This is a genomic window from Polaromonas sp. P1_E12, from assembly GCF_056405975.1.
The window spans coordinates 860,933-875,900 of the sequence record NZ_JBFUBB010000001.1 but is presented as its reverse complement, the minus strand read 5'-3'; the positions used below and the strand labels follow the sequence as shown (position 1 = coordinate 875,900).

The 14,968-nt window shown below is 63.0% G+C and carries 11 protein-coding genes; 9 read left to right on the top strand and 2 right to left on the bottom strand.

The genetic code is table 11. From position 1 onward, the window contains the following. Window positions 1-631: 631 nt before the first annotated feature. Both AC1D13_RS04290 and AC1D13_RS04285 read left to right on the top strand, forming a co-directional pair. Window positions 632-3,904, top strand: a complete 3,273-nt coding sequence (locus AC1D13_RS04290; RefSeq protein WP_457278710.1) for an efflux RND transporter permease subunit — start codon at window positions 632-634, stop codon at window positions 3,902-3,904. Between the two features lie 11 nt (window positions 3,905-3,915). Next, entirely contained in the window at window positions 3,916-5,364 is a 1,449-nt protein-coding gene (locus AC1D13_RS04285; protein WP_457278711.1) for an efflux transporter outer membrane subunit, read from the top strand. 48 nt (window positions 5,365-5,412) lie between these two features. Here AC1D13_RS04285 and AC1D13_RS04280 read toward each other — a convergent pair whose 3' ends face one another. Next, complete coding sequence (locus AC1D13_RS04280) at window positions 5,413-5,898, bottom strand: hemerythrin domain-containing protein (RefSeq protein WP_457278712.1); 486 nt, start codon at window positions 5,896-5,898, stop codon at window positions 5,413-5,415. Window positions 5,899-6,122: 224 nt separating this feature from the next. After that, a complete protein-coding gene (locus AC1D13_RS04275) occupies window positions 6,123-7,055 on the bottom strand; it encodes a LysR family transcriptional regulator (protein ID WP_457278713.1) in 933 nt (310 codons plus the stop codon). A 144-nt stretch (window positions 7,056-7,199) separates the two neighbouring features. Between AC1D13_RS04275 and AC1D13_RS04270 the strand changes: the two genes are divergently transcribed. The 7 genes from AC1D13_RS04270 (at window position 7,200) to AC1D13_RS04240 (ending at window position 14,961) form a co-directional block, all read left to right on the top strand. Further along, on the top strand, window positions 7,200-8,177 hold the full coding sequence (locus AC1D13_RS04270) for a Bug family tripartite tricarboxylate transporter substrate binding protein (protein ID WP_457278714.1): 978 nt from the start codon (window positions 7,200-7,202) through the stop codon (window positions 8,175-8,177). A 31-nt stretch (window positions 8,178-8,208) separates the two neighbouring features. Continuing rightward, the gene (locus AC1D13_RS04265) at window positions 8,209-9,252 is read left to right on the top strand and encodes a 4-hydroxythreonine-4-phosphate dehydrogenase PdxA (RefSeq protein WP_457278715.1); all 1,044 of its coding nucleotides are present in this window, start codon (window positions 8,209-8,211) and stop codon (window positions 9,250-9,252) included. A 73-nt stretch (window positions 9,253-9,325) separates the two neighbouring features. After that, a complete protein-coding gene (locus AC1D13_RS04260; protein ID WP_457278716.1) occupies window positions 9,326-10,498 on the top strand; it encodes an L-rhamnonate dehydratase in 1,173 nt (390 codons plus the stop codon). 5 nt (window positions 10,499-10,503) lie between these two features. Beyond that, window positions 10,504-11,421 carry a dihydrodipicolinate synthase family protein gene (locus AC1D13_RS04255; protein WP_477689004.1) on the top strand — a complete coding sequence of 306 codons (918 nt, stop codon included), beginning with the start codon at window positions 10,504-10,506 and terminating at the stop codon, window positions 11,419-11,421. 83 nt (window positions 11,422-11,504) lie between these two features. After that, entirely contained in the window at window positions 11,505-12,449 is a 945-nt protein-coding gene (locus AC1D13_RS04250; protein ID WP_477689003.1) for a YncE family protein, read from the top strand. Window positions 12,450-12,479: 30 nt separating this feature from the next. After that, the gene (locus AC1D13_RS04245) at window positions 12,480-13,490 is read left to right on the top strand and encodes an amidohydrolase family protein (RefSeq protein ID WP_477667187.1); all 1,011 of its coding nucleotides are present in this window, start codon (window positions 12,480-12,482) and stop codon (window positions 13,488-13,490) included. 19 nt (window positions 13,491-13,509) lie between these two features. Further along, window positions 13,510-14,961, top strand: coding sequence for an aldehyde dehydrogenase family protein (locus AC1D13_RS04240; RefSeq protein ID WP_457278720.1), 1,452 nt, complete (start codon window positions 13,510-13,512; stop codon window positions 14,959-14,961). The last annotated feature ends 7 nt before the right edge of the window (window positions 14,962-14,968 follow it).

Here is a 14,968-nt window from a genome sequence, read left to right as displayed (position 1 = left end):
CCGGGGCCGGGGTTGCCGGCGGCAACTCACTTTCTTTTGCTTCGCCAAAAGAAAGTAAGCAAAGAAAAGGCGACCCTGGTTCCTGCGTCCCCTGCGCTTCGCTCCGGGGCAACCTGCGGTACTCGGTCCAGCCGGGGTCAAAAACAACTCGCCTTCGGCTCAAACAAGTTTTTGCCCTGATCCGTCTGGCCCTGCGCTCCTCGGCGCATCCACAAGGGGGTGGAAACAGAAATACCGAACAGCCCACTGCCGAATGCCGGAATCCGAACACCAGAAGAAACAAGGACACGCCATGGCGTGTCCTTGTTGGTATTTGTCTTCGGTCCCCGTTCCCGATCGCCCCTTCTGTATGCGCCGAGGAGCGCAGGGTCAGGCGGATCAGGGATCGCGATTGTCTGAGCCGAAGGCGAGTTCGAGCGAGACCCCGCCTGGACCGAGCACCGCAGGTTGCCCGTAGCGAAGCGGAGGGACGCAGACAGCAGGGTCGCCTTTTCTTTTGCTTACTTTTCTTTTGGCGAAGCAAAAGAAAAGTGAGTAGCCGCCGGGCTACCCCCGGCCAGCTACCCTCAGCAAAAATTCCCGCCGTTCGAACAAAAGTCACCTTCGTCACGGCCAGCGTGGGAGCCACGCCATGAACCTCTCCGAACCGTTCGTCCGCCGCCCGGTAGCCACAGTCCTCCTCACCATAGGCCTGGCCTTGGCGGGCATCGCCGCATTCTTCGTCTTGCCGGTCTCACCGCTGCCGCAAGTCGATTTCCCGGTGATCTCGGTCAGCGCCTCGTTGCCGGGGGCCAGTCCCTCCACCATGGCCAGCAGTGTGGCGACGCCGCTGGAGCGGCGCCTCGGCGTGATCGCGGGCGTCAATGAGATGACGTCCAACAGCAGCAACGGCTCAACCCGTGTCAGCCTGCAGTTTGACCTGAACCGCAAGATCGACGCGGCAGCGCGCGAGGTGCAGGCCGCCATCAACGCCTCGCGCGCCGACCTCCCTGCCACACTGCGCAGCAACCCGACCTACCGCAAAGCCAACCCGGCTTCGGCGCCGGTCATCATCCTGGCGCTCACGTCAAAGACTCGCTCACCGGGCCAGATCTATGACGAGGTCTCCAACCTCGTGCAGCAAAAAATCGCCCAGGTACCCGGGGTCGGCGACGTGGAGCTTGGCGGCGGCTCGTTGCCGGCGGTGCGCGTGGAACTGCTGCCGTTTGCACTCAACCGCTATGGTGTCGCCATGGAAGACGTGCGTGCAGCCCTGCAGGCATCGAACGCCAACCGGCCCAAGGGTGCGATCGAAGGCAACGGCCAGCGCTTCCAGATTTACTCAGGCTCCAACACCGCCAGCGGCGGGCTCAAGGCCGCCGACTACCGCAATCTCGTCGTAGCCTGGCGCAACAACGCCGCCATCCGGCTGCAGGACGTGGCCGAGGTACAGGACGGCGTGGAAAACATCAACACGCTCGGCCTTTTCAACGGCGAGCCGGCGGTGATCGTGCTGGTCACGCGCCAGCCCGATGCCAATGTGATTGCCACTGTCGACGGCGTGCGCGCCCTGATTCCCGAGCTGCAGGCCGCCCTGCCGCAGGACGTGCAGTTGCAGGTGGCATCCGATAGCACCAACTCCATCCGTGCCTCGCTGCACGAGATCGAAGTCACGCTGCTGATTTCCATCGTGCTGGTGGTGCTGGTGGTCAGTGCATTCCTGCGCAGCGCCCGTGCCACCATCATCCCGGCCGTGGCCACTGTCGTCTCCTTGCTGGGCACCTTCGGCGTGATGTACCTGCTGGGCTTTTCACTCAACAACCTGAGCCTGATGGCACTCACCGTGGCCACCGGCTTCGTGGTGGACGACGCCATCGTGGTTCTGGAAAACACCAGCCGACACATCGAGGCCGGCATGGACCGCTTCAAGGCCGCGTTGCTGGGTGCGCGCGAGGTCGGCTTCACCGTGCTGTCGATCAGCCTGTCGCTGGTGGCCGTCTTTATCCCGCTGCTCTTCATGGGCGGGCAGGTAGGCCGGCTGTTCCGCGAATTCGCAGTCACGCTGTCTGCTGCGGTGATGATTTCGCTGGTCATCTCGCTGACCACCACACCCATGATGTGCGCCTGGCTTCTGAGGCCCGACGCGCACGAGAAGAAGACCGGACGTTTTGCTTTTATGGCGCGCTGGTTCGAGCGTGCCTTCAACCGCGTGCACCGCAGCTACGAAGTGAGTCTGGACTGGGCCCTGCACAGCAAACTGCTGGTGATGCTGATTTTGCTGGCGGTGGTCGGGCTCAACGGGTTTCTCTTCGTCAAAGCGCCCAAGGGCTTCTTTCCGCAACAGGACACCGGGCAGATCAACGGCGGCCTGCGCGCCGACCGCAGCATTTCGTTCCAGGCGCTGCAGGGCAAGCTCAAGCAGCTGGTCGACATCATCCGCGCCGACCCGGCCGTGGACACGGTGGTGGGCTTTACCGGTGGTTCCCGTGCGGGCGGAGGCTTCATGTTCATCAACCTCAAGCCGGTGGGGCAACGCGACGTAGCCGGCCAGGCCGTGATTGCGAGGCTGCGCCCGCAGCTGGCACGGGTGACCGGGGTCAGCCTTTTCCTGAACCCCGTGCAGGACCTGCGCGGAGGTGGCCGCCAGACCAACTCGACCTACCAGTACACGCTCAAAAGCGACAACGCGGCCGACTTGCGCGTATGGGCCACACGCCTGGCAGACCAGATGAAACTGCAGCCCGCCCTGACCGACGTGGACACCGACCAGCAGGAAAACGGCGTGGAAACCATGGTCACCGTGGACAAGGAAAGCGCGGCACGCCTGGGCATCAGCTCACGCGATGTGGACAACGCACTCTATGACGGCTTCGGCCAGCGCCAGGTGGCCACGATATACGCCGAGCTCAACCAGTACCACGTGATCATGGAAGTGGCGCCGCGCTACACCCGCAGCCCCGAGTCGCTGAAAGATATTTACGTACCGGCCAAGGGGGCTGGAGGCAGCACAGCCAACAGCACCGGCACCCAGGCTGCAACCACGGTGGCCACCGCCACCTCTGTGGCCAATCCATCCCTGCGTGACTCTTCGTCGGGCCAGGTCCTGAGCGCCTCGGCCAGCACGATGGTGCCCCTGTCGGCCATCGCCACCTTCAGCGAAAACCCCACCGCCGCTTCGGTCAGCCACGAAGACGGCGAGCTTTCCACTACGGTTTCCTACAACCTCGCCGATGGCAGCACGCTGAGCGACGGCCAGGCCGCGGTGCACCAGGCGGAAGCCGACATCCGGCTGCCCAACAACGTGCGCGGCAGTTTTTCCGGCACGGCGCTCAATGCGCAGCAATCGCAAAACGAGCAGCCCCTCCTGATCCTCGCGGCGCTGGTGGTGATCTACATTGTGCTGGGCATCCTGTACGAAAGCCTGGTGCACCCCATCACGGTGTTGTCCACCCTGCCCTCGGCCGGTGTGGGCGCTGTGCTGGCCTTGCTGCTGTTCAAGCTGGATTTTTCCATCATCGCGCTGATCGGGCTGTTCCTGCTGATCGGCATCGTCAAGAAGAACGCCATCCTGATCATCGACTTCGCCCTGGAAGCCGAGCGGGCTCGTGGCCTTTCCGCGATTGAGGCTGTGCGCGAAGCCTGCCTGCTGCGCTTTCGCCCCATCCTGATGACCACGCTGGCCGCCATTCTGGGCGCGCTGCCGCTGGCCATCGGCTTCGGCGAAGGCGCCGAGCTGCGCCGACCGCTGGGCATCGCCATCATCGGCGGCCTGATCGCCAGCCAGCTGCTGACATTGCTCACCACACCGGTGGTCTATGTGCTGATGGACAAGCTGCGCCGGCGCAGTCCTTCCGAGCGCCAACTCAGCCGTCACCCGGACGAGTCCGATGCGCCGCCGCCCGGCGCCCCGCTCCAACTGCAATGACTGACAACGCCATGAAACACTTTTCCGACACTCACCCCGCATACCGTTCACGCTTTCAGCTTCGCCTGCTGTGCGCTGCGCTGGTGCTTGCCGTTGGCGGCTGCGCGGTCGGCCCCGACTACCAGCGCCCGGCCACGGTCGACGTGAGCACCTACAAGGAAGCGCAAGGCTGGGTCGCGGCAATGCCCGCCGATACGTTGGAGCGCGGCCCGTGGTGGTCACTCTTCAAGGACCCGGTACTGGACCAGCTGGCATCGCGTGTGGAAGTGTCCAACCAGAACGTGGCGGTGGCTGTTGCCGCCTACGCGCAGGCGCGCGCCCTGGTGCGCGAGCAACGGGCATCGCTGTTCCCGACGGTTTCGCTGGATGGCAGCGCCAGCCGCTCGGGCAGCAGTAGCAGCAGCACGACGGGCAACAATGTCGGTGGCCGCGTGGGCAACAACTACCAGCTCAGCATTGGCGGCAGCTGGGAACCCGATGTATGGGGCCGCCTGGGCCGCACCGTGGACGGCGCGAAAGCCAGCGAACAGGCAAGCGCCGCCGACCTGGCTTCGGCCAAACTGTCGGCGCAGGGTGAACTGGCGACCAATTATTTGTCCTTGCGCCAGACAGACGCACAAAAGGCGCTGCTCAAGGACACGATTGACGGCTACAAGCGCGCGCTGGACATCACGCAGAACCGCTACAACGCCGGCATTGCCGCCAAAACCGATGTGCTGCAGGCGCAAACACAGCTGGCCAACGCGCAGGCCGACGACGCCGGCCTGGTGCGCCAGCGCGCCCAGCTGGAGCACGCCATCGCGGTGCTGGTCGGCGAAGCACCTGGCAATTTTTCGATTGCCCCTGTGGCCTGGAACCCTTCAGTGCCTGACGTGCCGGTCGGCATACCGTCCGAGCTGCTGCAGCGCCGCCCCGACATTGCCGCCGCCGAACGCCGCGTGGCCTCTGCCAATGAACAGATCGGCATCGCCAAGAGTGCTTATTACCCCAGCCTGTCGCTGAGCGCATCGGCCGGCCAGGGCGCCAGCCGGGTGGCGGACCTCTTCAAGGCTTCCAGCAGCGTCTGGTCCATCGGCATCTCGGCCGCGCAAGTCCTCTTCAATGCGGGAGCCACCGGCGCACGCGTGGAAGGCGCCGAGGCATCCCACCAGCAGGCAGTGGCGCGCTACCGCCAGGCCGTGCTGGCCGCCTTCCAGGACGTGGAAGACCAGCTGTCGGCTACACGCGTGCTGCTGACCCAGCAGGAACTGCGCCGCCAGGCGTCACAGGCCGCCGACCAGGTCGAGCAGCAGGTGCTCAACCGCTACCGTAGCGGCCAGGTGAGCTACACCGAAGTCATCACCGCCCAGGCCACCGCGCTGAGCGCGCGCCGCGCACTGGTGCAAGCCATGGCCGACCGCCAGACCACGGCGGTGGCGCTGATTCAGTCGCTGGGCGGGGGTTGGCAAACGGGGCAATAAATTGCATGACCCAGCGGACCCAACAGCGTGCCGCGTTTATGCGGTGTGTTAAAGCGCCTGGCCATCAGAACAGCTCAGGCCACCGCAACCGTGTATGGTGTCCCTGGGCAAAGCTTGCGGCATGCTCACCACTCCCGTTAGCGGGTCGTAGCCAATACCGCGCAGATGCAGGGCCAGCGCGGCATCCATGGTCTGCGCATGCTGCGGAAACCACAGAGCGAGCTCCCTTGCCATATGGCGCAAAGACGTGAAATCCCCGGCCTGGGCCATGAGCAAGCCTTCTCGCATGACCTGCAGCACCACCTTGTGCTGCACAGTGTGGCAATTGGAGGATGAAAACCGCGTGTCCAGCATCCACCGGTCTTCGCGGCTGAAGTGCTCATCGGTGTGGTCCACCAGCGCTCGCCAGTGGCCCGGCAACGCATCGTCCGCCGCGTTTTCTGCCAGCGCAAGCAACTCGACAAACTCCCGGTGAGTGTCATCCATCAGGGGGAGTCCGAGCACGAGGGCGTCTGACCATTGAAGATTCGGCATGTGTGCTTCCAATGTTGGCAATACGCCAAGCGTAAGCAATGGCACGGGGCAAAAGCTTGATCCAGGTCATGGAGTGTTCATCCATGACCACACACGCCGATTTCAATTTCTGTTCTTCGCCGGCATTGACGCATATCTCATAGCGGCCGGCGCTCACTCCGTGGACCAAGGCCCGCAATTTTCAGGAAATTTCTCCGCAGCGGATTGCCATCGGCCTCCGGCGGCTATTTCTGGTGCAGCGCCGCCAGGAAAAACCGTGCCGCGTCGCTCATCGGCCTGTCCTTGCGGGTGATGGAGCCAAACGCTTCCATCTTGTGCTGGATGAAGCAGGGCAGGATCTTGAGCAGGCCATGCCGGGCGTAGTTCTCGGCAATCGACTGCGGCATGACGCCCACCATGTCGGTTTCGGCAATCAGGTTGGTCGTCGTGAGGATGGACGCGGTTTCGATCAGGCCCTTGGGCGTGGGCGCCTGCAACATGCGGAACTCCTGCTCCAGCACCTCACGCATCGGGCTGCCTTTGGGCTGCAATATCCATGGGTAGTCCAGCAGGCTGGCAAACTTCACCGCCTTTTTTTGCCCCAGCGGATGGTGCACGCCAGCCACCACGGCCAGCGCCTCATTTTCAAGCGGGGTGAAGGCGTAGTCAGCCCGGTGCTCGTCGCGAATGCGCCCGATGGCAACGTCAAGCACGCCTTCGCGCAGCAGCTCGAACAGCCGGTCGCTGGTGTCCAGCATGACATCGACCGACAGCAGCGGGTAAGCTTTTTTGAGCGCGATGATCGCGTGTGTCAACAAGTTTGGCGACGGCGCCATGATGCTGCCGACCGACACCCGACCGGAGCTGCCCAGCTGCAGCTCGGCCAGCTCACGGGTCATGGACTCGATGGAACCGCGCATGCCGCGGAAATAGCGCAATGCGCTGGCGCCGGCCGGCGTGAGCTTTTGCCCGCGCCCCACCCGCTCGAACAGGCGCTGGCCCAGCGCGGACTCCAGCTCCTGGATCATCTTGGTGGCGGCCGGCTGGGTCATGCCCAGTTCCGCAGAAGCTTTGCGCAAGGTACCGTGTTCACCCACGGCCAGGATGAGTGCGACCTGGCGCATGCGCAGACGGTTGAGCAGCTGGGGAATGGAGGAGCCAGGTGAAGTGTCGGGCATCGGCGGTCTTTCAGGGGGTCAATTCAATTGATCACCATAGGTTATCAAATAATCAGGTATTTTCAATTTACGTTAAGTGTTGCCATCCCTACCATCGAGGCATTCGTTCAAGCTTTCCCGCACAAAGACCCGGAGACAAAGACAATGCCCCGCCTGAAACCCTTTACATTCCTCCCGGCGCTGCTGGCGGCTGCCGCGATGGCCGCCGCCTTCCCCGCGCTGGCGCAAGACTGGCCCAGCAAGCCGGTACGCATCCTGGTGGGATCGGCCCCCGGCGGCGGCACCGACGCCATGGCCCGCGCGGTCGCAGACCGGCTGGGGCCCCTGCTCAAGCAGCCGGTGGTGGTCGAGAACCGCCCCGGCGCCTCCAACACGCTGGCGGCCGACCTGACGGCCAAGGCGACCGACGGCCATACCCTGCTGATGGGTGTTTCGACCGCGCATGCGATTGCCCCGCACCTGCTGAAACTCGGCTATGACAACAACAAGGACCTGGTGCCCGTGGTGTTTGTCGGCGCGGTGCCCAATGTGCTGGTGGTCAACAACGCCCTGCCGGTAGATTCGGTGCAGTCGCTCATCAAGCTGGCCAAATCAAAACCCGGCCAGCTCAACTACGCCACCAGCGGCTCGGGCAGCACGCAACACATCGCGGCCGAGCTCTTCAAGGACCAGGCCGGCGTTTTCATCACGCACATCCCCTATCGCGGCAGCGGCCCGGCGCTGATCGACCTCGTCGGCGGCCAGGTGCAGCTGAGCTTTGACACCATGCCCTCGGTGATCGGCCAGATCAAGAACGGACGCATCAAACCATTGGCGGTGGCCAGCGCGAAACGCAACCCGCAGCTTCCCAATGTGCCCACCATGGCCGAAGCCGGCGTGAAGGGTGTCGAGATGAGCGCCTGGTACGGCATCTACATGCCGGCAGCCACGCCCAAGGCGGTGCAGGAACGTGTCTACGCCGAGGTCACCAAGGTCCTGGCGATGCCGGAAACACAAGCCCGGCTGGGTGCGATCGGCGCGGACCTGACGCCCATGACGCAGGCGCAGTTCGCGCAATTTCATAATGACGAGAACAAGCGCTATGGTGACCTGATCGCCAAGAAAAACATCAAGCTGGACTGATTTTGATGATCCTGAACAAGGAAAAGATGACATGAGCAAGCAGCAGACAACAGAACCGGTGCCTGTCGTCGCACTGACACTGGGCGACGCGGCCGGCATAGGCCCCGAGCTGATTGCCCGGCTGCTGAGTCAGCCCGGCATCACGGCGGGCGCCAACATCGTGCTGGTGGGCGACGCCTGGCTCTGGCAACAAGGCCAGGCCACGGCCCAACAGGCGGTGGCAACGCAAGCCGTGAGCAGCTTGGCCGAAGTGCGCAACCGTGCCGACAGCAGCCTGCCCGCCTTCCTGGCCACAGACACGATTCAGCCAGCGCAAGTACAGCGCAGCCAGGCGCAAGCCGCCTGCGGCGCCGCAGTGCTGCAGGTACTCAACCTCTGCATGGACGGCGCCAAACGCGGCGAAGTCGACGCCATCTGCTTTGCCCCGCTGAACAAGCAGGCCATGAAGCTGGGCGGCCTGAAGCATGAAGACGAGCTGCACCACTTTGCCGAATACCTGGGCGTGACCGGCTACTTCTGCGAGTTCAATACCCTGGGCGACTTGTGGACCGCGCGTGTGTCTTCGCACATTCCGCTGAAAGACGCAGCGGCCATGCTCAGCAAGGAGCGCATCGTCGACGCGACCCGCTTGATTTACGCATCGCTCAAGGCCAGCGGCAACAACAGCCCAAAAGTAGCGGTGGCGGCGTTCAACCCACATGGTGGCGACGGCGGTGTCTGCGGCCGCGAAGAAATCGACATCATCGAACCGGCGGTGGCCGAACTGCGAGCCGGCGGCGTGCCGGTAGACGGCCCCTTCCCGGCCGACACCATCTTCCTGAAAGCGCAGGCCGGCCAGTACCAGGCCATCGTCACCATGTACCACGACCAGGGCCAGATCGCCATCAAGCTCATGGGCTTCAGCAAGGGCGTCACCGTGCAGGGTGGCCTGCCGGTGCCCATCACCACGCCGGCGCATGGCACAGCGTATGACATCGCCGGCCAGGGCGTGGCCGATGTCAACGCCACGCTCAACGCTTTTCGCATCGCCTGCCGCATGGGAGGACGCCTGGCGGCGCCTCCCCAAAGGGAGTAATACGGCTCACCCCACCCCAACCCTCCCCTTCCAGGGGAGGGCTCGAAAGATTCATCTCACACAGGACCTTTAAATGAAGATCAAATCAGTCCGCGCACGTGTATTCGAGTGGAAAGGCAAGACCGTTCCACCGCAAGGCAATTTCTGCTCCAACGCCATGGACCTCGTCTACTCAAAGACAGAGTCCATGAGCACCTTCCGCTTCCATTCGTGGACGGTGGTCGAGATCGAAACCGACGACGGCATCGTCGGCCTGGGCAACGTCGCGCTGGCGCCGCACATCGCCAAAGCCATCATCGACCAGTACCTCACGCCGCTGGTGCTGGGCCAGGACCCCTGGGACTACGAATACCTGTGGCAGCGCATGTACCGCAGCACCCACGCCTGGGGCCGCAAGGGTGTGACCATGGCTGCCATCTCCGCGGTGGACCTGGCGATCTGGGACATCCTGGGCAAGTCGGTCAACAAGCCGGTGTTCAAGCTGCTGGGCGGCCGCACCAAGGAAAAGATTCCCTGCTACTACTCCAAGCTCTACCGTACCGACATCAAGGCCATGCAGGACGAAGCGCAGAAATACCTGGACCAGGGTTTCACCATGTTCAAGTCGCGCTTTGGCTACGGCCCGGCGCACGGCACCAAGGGCGTAGCTGAAAACCTGAAAGCCGTCGAGGCGATCCGCGAAGTCATTGGTTACGACAACGACCTGATGATGGAGTGCTACATGGGCTGGAACCTGGAGTACGCCAAGCGCATGCTGCCCAAGCTGGAAAAATTTCAGCCGCGCTGGGTGGAAGAACCTGTCATTGCTGACGACATCGACGGTTATGCCGAGCTCAATCAGCTCACCAGCATCCCGATCTCGGGCGGCGAGCATGAATTCAGCCTTTATGGCTTCAAACAGCTGCTGGACAAGAAAGCCGTGTCGGTCGTGCAGTACGACACCAACCGTGTGGGCGGCATCACGGCGGCGCACAAGATCAACGCGTTGTGCGAGGCGTACAGCGTGCCGGTGATTCCGCACGCCGGGCAGATGCACAACTACCACCTGACCATGAGCACCCTCGCCTCGCCCATGAGCGAGTACTTTCCGATGTTCGACGTGGAAGTTGGCAACGAGCTGTTCTATTACATCTTTGACGGAGAACCGGTGGCGGAGAACGGCTTCCTGCAGCTCGATGACAACAAGCCCGGCCTGGGCCTGACGATGAAGACCGAGTTCCTCAAAGACTTCAACATCGTCGAATGATCGGCATGAAAGCAAGATACACGGGCGTGTTCCCGGTGGTTCCCACCACTTTCACTGATGCGGGCGAGCTCGATCTGGAAAGCCAGAAGCGCTGTGTTGATTTCATGATCGATGCGGGATCGACGGGCCTGTGCATCCTGGCCAATTTCTCGGAACAGTTTGTACTGTCCGATGACGAGCGGGAAGTCCTCACCGCGGCCATCCTCAAGCACGTAGCGGGCCGCGTGCCGGTGATTGTGACGACCACGCATTTCGGCACCCGGGTGTGCGCCGAACGCAGCCGCCGCGCGCAGGACCTGGGCGCGGCCATGGTCATGGTGATGCCGCCGTACCACGGTGCCACCATCCGCGTGGCGGAAGAAAAGACTTATGAGTTCTTCGCCACGCTGTCGGCCGCCATTGACATTCCCATCATGGTCCAGGACGCACCTGTCAGCGGCACCACCCTGTCGGCAACCTTCCTGGCACGCATGGCCAAAGAGATCCGCAATGTGGCCTACTTCAAGATCGAAACGCCGGGTGCGGCCTCCAAGCTGCGCGAGTTGATTCGGCTGGGCGGCGACGCGATTGAAGGCCCGTGGGACGGCGAAGAAGCCATTACCCTGCTACCCGACCTGGAAGCCGGCGCCACCGGTGCAATGACAGGTGGCGGCTACCCGGACGGCATTCGCAGGATCATGGATGCATGGGTCGCCGGCAAGCGGGATGAAGCCATTACCGAATACACCCGCTGGTTGCCGCTGATCAACTATGAAAACCGCCAGGGCGGCATCTTGACGGCCAAGGCCTTGATGAAGGAAGGAAGCGTGATCGCCTGTGAAGCGCCGCGCCATCCATTTCCCGCCATGCACCCTGAGGTTCGCAAGGGGTTGATCGCCACCGCGCAGCGGCTGGACCCGCTGGTGCTACGCTGGGGCAGGTAAACGGCTTTGGCTGGCCCCTTCACGCGTTCTCTCTCTTTTTCTCTCTCTGTTTCCTTTCAGGCTCCCCCATCTTCAGGACACCCATGCCCCTTCGGGAAACACTCTTGCTGGTGCAGAAATGCGCCCATACCTTCAGCTTTTACGACCTGGCCACCGGCCTGGCGGAAGAACACATCGTCTTGCCCAACTTTCCGCACGAGTTCACGATAGACCCGGTGCGCCGGCTTGCATACGTAGGCCACTATGGCATCGAAACCGCCAGCCATCTGGGAGACGCAGGTGGGCATTCGGTCTTTGTGATTGACCTGGACAAACGCGAGCATGTGGCCACGCTGAACCTCTGGCCGTATTACCGGCCGCATGGCTTGACAGTGGACGGCCAGGGCCGCCTGTTTGTGATGTCTGAGGCGCACAACGTGTTGCTGCGCTTTTCAGACCCGGCAAAGGTGCATGTACCGGACCTGGCTGTGTCTTCGGGCGGCTACAAGACGCACCTGTTTGCGCTGACGCAAGATGCACAGACAGCTTATGCACTGAACCTGCTGTCGAACACCGTCACCAAAATCAAGCCGAACGATCCGACCTTCACACCGGTCGCCATGATGCCCGGCCCGGTGCCCGAGGGCAATGTGCTGTCGGCTGACGAGTCGCTGCTGTACGTGGCCAACCGCGGAGACGACACCATCGTCGCGGTCGACACAGCCAGCATGAAAGTCGTAGCCTCAGGCAAGACACGGCGCGACCCCAACCGGGTCTACCGCTTCCAGGGCGCGCAAGGCCAGGACCTGCTGCTCACCACCAACTCGGGCGAGCATTCGCTGTCGATATTCGGCCTGGACCTGCAGGAGCAGCGCTGCTTTGCCTTGCCCAGCAACCCGCTGGCCTTGTCGTTTCACCCGGTGGACCGGGCGGTCTACATCTCGTTTCAGGACGAGACGGTGCGCCGCCTCAATCTGGACAGCTTTGCGTTCGAGCAGGAAATCAGGACGCTGCGTGAGCCTGATTCGTCCTACGTCTGGCGGCATTGATTCAGCAAGGTCTGTATCCACTCCCGGTTCATGAAGAGCACAGGCACATCGCCCACCTCACTGCCCGCACCTGTGAAGGCGTTTACAGGGCCCGTCGTCGACGCACATCACCACCTGTGGGACCTGTCGAAAGGCCACTACCCCTGGTTGCAGGAAGCGTACGATCCTGGCGCCTTCTTCCTTGGCGACTACCGGCCGATTTGCCGGGATTTCCTCGCAACGGACTACCGGGCCGCTGTAGGGCCTTGCGACGTGGTGGCAACCGTGCATGTGGAAGCCGAGCGCAGCCGCCTTGAGCAGGTTGCAGAAACTGCATGGCTGCATGAGGTCAACGCCAGGCACGGGTTTCCGAATGCCATCGTGGCGCACGCCTGGTTTGACCGGCCTGATAGCGGGGAATGCCTCCTTGCGCAGTCGCAGTTTCCGCTGGTGCGCGGCATCCGCAGCAAACCTGTCACATCGGCCGCAGCGGACCAAAGCGTCAAAGGGCAGGCAGGCACCATGCAACACGAAAACTGGCTGCGCGGCTTTTCATTGCTGGAGAAATTCGGCCTGCGGTGGGACCTGCGCGTGCCCGCCTGGCACTTGCCCGAAGCGGCTACCGTGGCAGCGATGTTTCCGAAAGTGCCCATCGCCCTGAACCACCACGGCTTTGCCTGGGACCGCAGCGAAGAAGGCCTCAAACGCTGGCGCGGCTGGATGGAAACGCTGGCCCGGCAGGAAAACGTACACGTCAAGCTTTCCGAGTTCGGCCTGCGCGGCCAGCCTTGGGACTGGCACGAAAACGCGCGCATCGTGCGCGAGACGGTGGCCATTTTCGGCTGGCAGCGCTGCATGTTTGCCAGCAACTTTCCGGTGGCGGGCCTGCGCATAAACTATCCGGACCTGGTTGGCAGTGTGGCCGGCATGCTGGACCACCTGCCGGCAAACCAGCAACATGCGATGATGTGCGATAACGCCTTGCGTTTCTACGCGATTGATGTGGCGCCGCCTGTGGCATTCCCGCAACCTGCGCGCCCTCTCGCCCCTGATCAACCCTGATTTCTTCTGGAGCCACCTCATGTCCACCAAACACGACAACCTCATCGCCGGCCAATGGCTGGCCGGCAGCAGCTACAGCCCGAACCTGAACCCCAGTAATCTCGCCGACGTGATCGGCGAGTACACACAGGCCGACGCCGCAGGGCTGGATGCCGCCGTGCAGGCCGCACAGGCCGCCTTCCCGGCCTGGTCTACCTCGGGCATCCAGGCCCGTTCCGATGCGCTCGACAAGATCGGCACTGAAATCCTGGCACGCCGCGAAGAGCTGGGCACCCTGCTCTCGCGCGAAGAAGGCAAGACCAAACCTGAAGGCATTGGCGAAGCCACCCGCGCTGGCCACATCTTCAAATTCTTTGCCGGCGAATGCCTGCGCCTGGGCGGTGAAACCATGCCGTCGGTTCGCCCGGGCATCGGCGTGGAAATCACGCGTGAACCCGTGGGCGTCGTCGGCCTGATCACGCCGTGGAATTTCCCCATCGCCATCCCGGCCTGGAAGATTGCGCCGGCGCTGGCCTTCGGCAATTGCGTGGTGCTCAAGCCGGCAGACCTGGTTCCAGGCAGTGCCTGGGCCCTGGCCGAAATCATCTCGCGCTCAGGTATTCCGGCGGGCGTGTTCAACCTGGTGATGGGGCCCGGCCGCGTCATCGGCGATGCGCTGGTCAACCATCCGGGCGTCAATGCCATCAGCTTTACCGGCTCGGTCGGCGTGGGCAGCCGCATTGCTGAGGTTTGCGCGAAAAACCTCAAGAAGGTGCAGCTCGAAATGGGCGGCAAGAACCCGCAGGTCATCCTGGACGACGCCGACCTGACCCAGGCCGTGGAACTCAGCGCACAGAGCGCTTTTTACTCCACTGGGCAACGCTGCACAGCATCAAGCCGCCTCATCGTGACCGAAGGCATTTACCCTGCTTTCGTCAAGGCGCTTCAGGAACGCATGGCCCGCATCAAGGTGGGCGACGCCCTGACTGCCGGAACCGACATCGGCCCGGTTTCTTCACAAGCCCAGCTGGAGCAGGACTTAAGCTACATCGCCATCGGCCAGCAGGAAGGCGCGACCTTGTCATTTGGCGGTGACCGCGTACGTTGTCACACCGGCAGCGGCGCCGAAGGCTACTTCATGACACCAGCGCTTTTCAGCGAAAGCACCGCCGGCATGCGCATCAACCGCGAAGAAATTTTCGGTCCCGTTGCCAGCATCATCCGGGTGAAGGACTACGAGGCCGCACTCGCCGCTGCCAATGACACGCCATTCGGCCTGTCAGCTGGCATCGCCACCACCAGCCTCAAATACGCGACCCACTTCAAGCGCCACAGCCAGGCCGGCATGGTCATGGTGAACCTCCCAACCGCCGGTGTGGACTACCACGTGCCGTTTGGCGGCCGCAAGGGCTCCAGCTACGGCCCGCGTGAGCAGGGCAAGTATGCGCAGGAGTTTTTCACGACGGTGAAGACGGCATATACGCTGGCTTGAGTTAGCG

What these genes read in the sequence shown, in the direction of transcription:
- AC1D13_RS04270 (WP_457278714.1), top strand. Translation starts at nt 7,200, where the DNA reads ATGCCCCGCCTGAAACCCTTTACATTCCTCCCGGCGCTGCTGGCGGCT.
- AC1D13_RS04280 (WP_457278712.1), bottom strand. Translation starts at nt 5,898, where the DNA reads ATGCCGAATCTTCAATGGTCAGACGCCCTCGTGCTCGGACTCCCCCTG.
- AC1D13_RS04260 (WP_457278716.1), top strand. Translation starts at nt 9,326, where the DNA reads ATGAAGATCAAATCAGTCCGCGCACGTGTATTCGAGTGGAAAGGCAAG.
- AC1D13_RS04285 (WP_457278711.1), top strand. Translation starts at nt 3,916, where the DNA reads ATGAAACACTTTTCCGACACTCACCCCGCATACCGTTCACGCTTTCAG.
- AC1D13_RS04290 (WP_457278710.1), top strand. Translation starts at nt 632, where the DNA reads ATGAACCTCTCCGAACCGTTCGTCCGCCGCCCGGTAGCCACAGTCCTC.
- AC1D13_RS04250 (WP_477689003.1), top strand. Translation starts at nt 11,505, where the DNA reads ATGCCCCTTCGGGAAACACTCTTGCTGGTGCAGAAATGCGCCCATACC.
- AC1D13_RS04275 (WP_457278713.1), bottom strand. Translation starts at nt 7,055, where the DNA reads ATGCCCGACACTTCACCTGGCTCCTCCATTCCCCAGCTGCTCAACCGT.
- AC1D13_RS04255 (WP_477689004.1), top strand. Translation starts at nt 10,504, where the DNA reads ATGAAAGCAAGATACACGGGCGTGTTCCCGGTGGTTCCCACCACTTTC.
- AC1D13_RS04245 (WP_477667187.1), top strand. Translation starts at nt 12,480, where the DNA reads ATGAAGAGCACAGGCACATCGCCCACCTCACTGCCCGCACCTGTGAAG.
- AC1D13_RS04265 (WP_457278715.1), top strand. Translation starts at nt 8,209, where the DNA reads ATGAGCAAGCAGCAGACAACAGAACCGGTGCCTGTCGTCGCACTGACA.
- AC1D13_RS04240 (WP_457278720.1), top strand. Translation starts at nt 13,510, where the DNA reads ATGTCCACCAAACACGACAACCTCATCGCCGGCCAATGGCTGGCCGGC.